5 protein-coding genes are annotated in these 3,730 nt (G+C 45.4%); 2 read left to right on the top strand and 3 right to left on the bottom strand.

Annotated elements, in window-relative coordinates; all coding sequences use genetic code 11:
• A partial coding sequence (locus tag BTA31_RS22165; RefSeq protein ID WP_239693257.1) for a thiamine pyrophosphate-dependent enzyme occupies positions 1 to 606 on the bottom strand: 606 nt, incomplete at its 3' end.
• Positions 607 to 1,004: 398 nt separating this feature from the next.
• The gene (locus tag BTA31_RS22160) at positions 1,005 to 1,673 is read right to left on the bottom strand and encodes a YkyA family protein (protein WP_076794279.1); all 669 of its coding nucleotides are present in this window, start codon (positions 1,671 to 1,673) and stop codon (positions 1,005 to 1,007) included.
• Positions 1,674 to 1,931: 258 nt separating this feature from the next.
• Between BTA31_RS22160 and BTA31_RS22155 the strand changes: the two genes are divergently transcribed.
• Complete coding sequence (locus BTA31_RS22155) at positions 1,932 to 2,063, top strand: YjcZ family sporulation protein (RefSeq protein WP_043928431.1); 132 nt, start codon at positions 1,932 to 1,934, stop codon at positions 2,061 to 2,063.
• Between the two features lie 120 nt (positions 2,064 to 2,183).
• Complete coding sequence (gene def / locus BTA31_RS22150) at positions 2,184 to 2,738, top strand: peptide deformylase (protein WP_076794281.1); 555 nt, start codon at positions 2,184 to 2,186, stop codon at positions 2,736 to 2,738.
• Positions 2,739 to 2,783: 45 nt separating this feature from the next.
• On the opposite strand, the gene BTA31_RS22145 is transcribed toward def, so the two are convergent.
• Positions 2,784 to 3,560: a Cof-type HAD-IIB family hydrolase gene (locus BTA31_RS22145; protein WP_043928430.1), complete on the bottom strand. Its 777-nt coding sequence runs from the start codon at positions 3,558 to 3,560 to the stop codon at positions 2,784 to 2,786.
• Positions 3,561 to 3,730: the final 170 nt, after the last annotated feature.

Genomic DNA, 3,730 nt, shown 5'->3' with positions numbered 1-3,730 from the left:
AACAACGAAAATAGCTGGAGCTTTGTACGCACCGGCAAAGTTGATTCCTTCGTAGAAGTCACCTTGGGAAGCACCGCCGTCTCCAGTATAAGTGATCGCCACAGCCTGTTTGCCGCGTTTTTTCAAGCCGAGTGCAACGCCAGCCGTCTGGATGTATTGCGCACCGATAATAATTTGCGGTGAAAGCGCATTAACATCATCCGGCATTTGGTTGCCGCGGAAGTGTCCGCGAGAGAACAAGAATGCCTGATAAAGCGGAAGTCCGTGCCAGATCAGCTGCGGAACATCACGGTAGCCCGGAAGAACGAAGTCTTCTTTTTCAAGCGCGAAATGCGTAGCAATTTGAGAAGCTTCCTGACCGGCAGTCGGCGCGTAGAAGCCAAGGCGGCCTTGTCTGTTCAAAGAAATAGAACGCTGATCCAAAATGCGTGTATACACCATGCGGCGCATTAATTCTTTTAATTGATCATCAGATAGATCCGGCATTGCCGCTTCATTCACGACTTCGCCTTCTTCATTCAAAATTTGAAACGTTTCGAACTGCTTTTTAATGGCATCGAATTGCTTTTTGCTATCAACGATTGCTTTTTTCGTTTTTGCAGCCATATTAAAGTCACCTCTTCCTTTCTTTTGACAGTCATAGACGTGTATCCCTTATACATACAGAATTAGGGTGTCCTAAATTGACGGGCGCAACTCATATTTATTTCTTATTAGCCGCTTTGATGGTTGTCGAAACTTTTATGTAAGGACAGCACAACGCGTTCTAAAACTGTATCATTTATAGTTTATGAAAAACTAATACAACAAGTTCCACCAAGGCTAAGTTTACACCAGTCGATCATGCTCGTCAATCGATTTCATTCCTGAAATTCAATAAATGTATTCGCTTTACCGGATTTCTGTTTCAGCGTTGTCCAGACTGTTGCAAACTGTTCTAGTATAGATAACAATCTGTATTACAATAGCAATACAGATTTTGTCGAAAAAAGAGGGCTGAACATTCAGCCCTCTTTCATCTCAACCCCCGCAGCCTTGTAAAAATCTTTTCTGGCTTTGTTGTAGTCCTTTGTATACTCATTGAAATGCTTGCTTTCTTTCAGCACTTTGTCATACGATTGATTGATTTTTTTCAGCTGCGCCTCAAGGTCATCCAGCTCAAGACTTTTATTTTTGAGCAGCTTGTACAGCTCTTTGTCAAGGCCGATCGCGTTCTGATAGGCGTCATAAAGAGAGTCGTATGCTTTGTAGCGCTTTTCCATATAAGACGCAGCGTTCTCAGCCTTTTTCCTGACCTTCTGATCATCGATTTTTTCTGCCGACGCTTTATTTGCTTCAAACTCCCGTTTTGCCTCGTCTATGCTTTCTTTCTCAGCATTCAAGTGCTCCTCGCGTTTGCCGGCTGTCTTCAGCGCTTTATCGGAGAGCGCGGCGATCCGGTCAAAATCGTCCATATTGAGCCTGATCATTTCCTCGTAAAGCTTTGATTCGGCTTTTTCCAGGCTTTTAAGAGAACCCTGCTCTTGTTTAAAAGGCTCTTCCAATTCCACGATCTTCTCCAGCGAGCCGTGAAACGACTCGACAGGATCCTTCCAGAGACAGCCCGTTAATACAAATGCAGCCGTGCAAAAAACGACGATGCCTGCGGGCACCCGCATGTTTGAAAATTTCACTCTGAATTTCCCCCAATCTCGACAAATTCCACTATAAAATGAATTCGTTTGTTTGACAACAGAAGTCTACAGCATATGGACAAGCCGATATCAGATCGGTATGCCAGCGCCTTCGCTTTTAGACCAAAACATTTAGGGAAAATTCCTTGAAGTTGGGCATTCGACTATACAACCTTTGGACTTTTACATAATTTATATTAGACGCCATGCCTACCAAAAAGAAAAGGCTGTGCGTAAAATAACGGAGGAGGTCTTCATATGTACGGTTATTGCTGCCCTGGATACGGGTACGGCGGCGGCCATGGATACGGCTACGGCCGCACATTCGCTTTGATCGTCGTTCTCTTTATTTTGCTGATTATTGTAGGGGCCGCTTATTTAGGCTGCTAGCCCCTGATGAATCCGTCATGACCAGCCTCCTTTAGGCTGGTCATTTATCGTGCACAGAGATTGCGCGAAAAGAGCAAGATCCGCTATACTTTACATAATGAATCGTTGGGAGTGAAGATGTTGATCACAATGGAAAACATTGTCCGCGACGGCCACCCTGCTTTGAGAACCGTCGCCGAAGAAGTTCAATTGCCAGCAAGCGAAGAAGAAATCAAACAGCTGAGCGAAATGATCGAGTTTGTCAAAAACAGCCAGGACCCTGAAATCGCTAAAAAATACAACCTTCGTCCCGGTGTCGGTCTAGCCGCTCCGCAAATTAATATCAATAAACGAATGATTGCCGTTCATGTTGAAAGTGAAGACGGGACACTATACAGCTATGCGCTTTTCAATCCGAAGATCGTCAGCCACTCTGTTCAAACATGCTACTTGACAAGCGGCGAAGGCTGCCTGTCTGTCGATGAACCGATTCCCGGATATGTTCCGCGCTATGAACGGGTCCGAGTCAAAGGAACGACACTTGAAGGCGAAAACATCGACATCCGCTTAAAAGGATATCCGGCAATCGTATTCCAGCATGAAATTGATCATTTAAACGGCATTATGTTTTACGACCATATCGACAAAGAAAACCCGCTGAAACAACCTGAAAATGCAACACCTGTTGGCGGGTAGCGGAAAAGTGTCATAAAAAAAACGGATCATGTTTGATCCGTTTTTTTATGATTTCAAAAGTCCGAGCGCTTCTACCGCGTATTGAATGCCGTCTTCATCGACGGGCTTTGTGACAAAGTCGGCTATTTTTTTCAGCTCGGGCACAGCGTTGCCCATCGCCACTCCGGTTCCCGCAAATTCGATCATCTGCAGGTCGTTCAGACCGTCGCCGAACGCGTAAGTATCCTCTCTGTCGAACGGAAGCTTTTCAATGACTTTTTTGATTCCTTCCGCTTTCGAACCGCCAGAAGGCAGCACATCTGTAGAGCGCTCGTGCCAGCGGACAAGATCAAACTCCTTAAACCGGCTGTACCGCTCTTCCTCGTCTTGCGTACAGAACAAGAGGACCTGGAAAATGTCCCTGCCTTTAAAATAAGCGCGATCCTCTTCCGGCGGATTGACTTTTAAGCTGCCGATCCCTTCATGAACGAACGGATGGCCGGCAGTTGTAGTGCGCATCCCCTCTTCCCCCATGAACACGAGGGGGTGGCCGCAGCTGTCCGAATGCGCAAGCAGCGCTTCCAGTGACTGCTCGGCAATCGGATTTTTATAAATGACCTCTCCTTCAAAAACGACATATTGTCCGTTATAAGAGACAAAAGAATTGATGCCCAGTTCTTCAAGAACAGGCCTGACCATAAACGGCGCCCGGCCTGATGCGATGAAAACATGATGACCGTGCGCTTTCAAATCGGAGACGGCCTGTTTCGCGGTGGCGGGAATGCGTTTATCATGATCATAAATCGTTCCGTCAATATCAAAGAAAATCAGCTTTTTATCCATGGCAGTGAATCCTTCTCCCTTAGCTAGTATGATTGATGGTTCTCCTGTACCATCATACAAAAACTGCGTACGCGAGAAAACCTTTTCACTCCAAAATCAAAACAAAATCAACATGCCAATAATATCCATGTAACAATAGACAGATTCATCATATAATAGAACTAAAGAGA

The sequence above is a fragment of the Bacillus haynesii genome (assembly GCF_001969855.1).
In the GTDB taxonomy this organism is placed as follows: domain Bacteria; phylum Bacillota; class Bacilli; order Bacillales; family Bacillaceae; genus Bacillus; species Bacillus haynesii.
This window is presented reverse-complemented; position numbering and strand designations above follow the sequence as displayed.